Below are 2,048 nucleotides of genomic sequence, written 5' to 3' on the forward strand. Positions count from 1 at the left end.
CAAATAACAATTATTATAGATTAATCAATGAGAAATTAACTCCTGAAACAGACAAAAACATAAAAAAATCATTAGGTAATTTGATTATAGATAATCAGCAAAAGATAACCTTTTTAGGTTGCGATTTTAAAGAATTAACTGGAAGTGAAGACGATATAAATAATGAATTAAATAAACATAATTTTTTAAAAAATTATAGTGATGAATTAAAAGAATATCATCTAACCACTACTAATTTCGCTAAAATTTATACAAATGATAGAGATAGTTTATCAGAAATTTGTAACCGTAATGATTACATGAATATTATCCAACTTGCTAACAATGAATTAATGGTTACTTATAAAAAACAATTAGTTTTTTACCAACGGTTACCAGAACAAGAAGAGAAAAACCTTAATAATTATTATAGTAATACAAAGTGCATTGCATTAGAACAAGTTGATATGAGTTATACTGATATTTGCTATTATAACAATATGACTATTTTGGATGTTTATAATGCAATGAGTTTTGATCTTGATAAGGTATTTAGAAAGAAAATTAACGTGGGCGAAAATTTCTCTGTTACCTATGAAGACCGAGATGTGGATATTGATTATAAATGGTATGGTAAAAATAAACTAGAATTTACTCAATATTTTCAAGGAGGCATAACAACTTATACTTTTATTTATCAGAACGGTAAAACAAAATTAATAACAGTTCTCTCCCTTGATTAATTATAAAAAATAGGAAAGATAAAACTTAGCACACATAGAACTCTTTACCTATGATTATTTACCTGAATTTATCAATAATATCTGAGTATTATCAGATAAATTACCAGAAATAAAAAAGACAATTTTGTTAGTGGAAGAAGACGCAAAACTAATTCAAGCATCTAAACCAACTGGTTTTTACCAGCAAGGTCGGGGGATAAAATTTGTCAGTGATACGAGTCATTATGTAACTATCCCCTAAAATAGTACAGCAAAAAAGTAGAAAATTCTCTATGATACAAGTAAAGGGGATTTAATTATGAAAAAAATGACTGAACATCAAATCGTCGCTATTTTAAAAGAAGCTGAAGCAGGTATTCCTGTCAAGGAACTCTGCCGTAAATATGGCATGGGGAATTCAACTTTCTATAAATGGCGAGATAAATACGGTGGTATGGAAACCTCTGATATTAAACATTTAAAGGAGCTTGAGGCCGAAAACCGTAAACTTAAACAGATGTTTGCTGAGCTCAGTTTAAAATCTCAGCTTCAGGAAGAAATCATAAAAAAGCTTTAGTGCCAACTGGAGCACGTAAAACGTGGGCACAGCAACTACAACAAAATCATTTGGTTACTATTGCTATGAGTTGTGCCATTGTTGGCTTAAGTCGTTGTGCTTACTATTATCAACCTAAGTTACAGGATGATTCGGTGATTGTTTCGGTATTGAATGCTATCACAGACCGGCATTTACGCTGGGGCTTTCCTAAATGCTTTAATCGTATCAGAAAGCTCGGCTATAAATGGAATCATAAACGGGTATATCGGGTGTATTGTGAATTAAAGCTTAATCTCAGGGTAAAGCGTAAAAAACGTATTCCTCCACGAAGCCCAGAAAGGCTATTGGTTCCTAATAAACAAGGTGAATGTTGGTCAATGGATTTTATGAGTGACAGTAGCTGTAATCAACGTCGCTTTAGGACATTCAATGTCATTGATGACTTTAATCGTGAGGCGTTAGGTATTGATATTGCAGTAAGCTTACCGGCAGGGAGAGTTACCCGTTACTTAGATAAACTGGCTGAATATCATGGCTATCTATTAAAAATACGCGTCGATAATGGACCAGAATTTACAGGAAAAACCTTTATAAACTGGGCTAAATCACATGATATAGCCATTGATTATATAGAGCCCGGTAGCCCATATCAAAACGGGTACATTGAACGATTTAATCGCACCTATCGTACTGAAGTACTCGATTTATATCTTTTTAACAACTTAGCACAAGCAAGGAGAATAACCGAAGAATGGTTAACGATTTATAACACCGAAAGACCGCATGAG

At 32.5% G+C, this 2,048-nt stretch carries 3 protein-coding genes; all 3 read left to right on the forward strand.

Annotated elements, in window-relative coordinates:
- Window positions 1-722, forward strand: a 722-nt coding sequence (locus A9G22_RS11385) for a hypothetical protein (protein ID WP_075508524.1), incomplete at its 5' end; no start/stop codon positions are given.
- Window positions 723-1,020: 298 nt separating this feature from the next.
- On the forward strand, window positions 1,021-1,278 hold the full coding sequence (locus A9G22_RS06100; RefSeq protein WP_065587250.1) for a transposase: 258 nt from the start codon (window positions 1,021-1,023) through the stop codon (window positions 1,276-1,278).
- A partial coding sequence (locus tag A9G22_RS06105; RefSeq protein ID WP_065587251.1) for an IS3 family transposase occupies window positions 1,278-2,048 on the forward strand: 771 nt, incomplete at its 3' end. The genes A9G22_RS06100 and A9G22_RS06105, both read left to right, overlap by 1 nt.

It is taken from the genome of Gilliamella sp. App2-1, from assembly GCF_001690255.1.
Lineage (GTDB): Bacteria > Pseudomonadota > Gammaproteobacteria > Enterobacterales > Orbaceae > Gilliamella > Gilliamella apicola_G.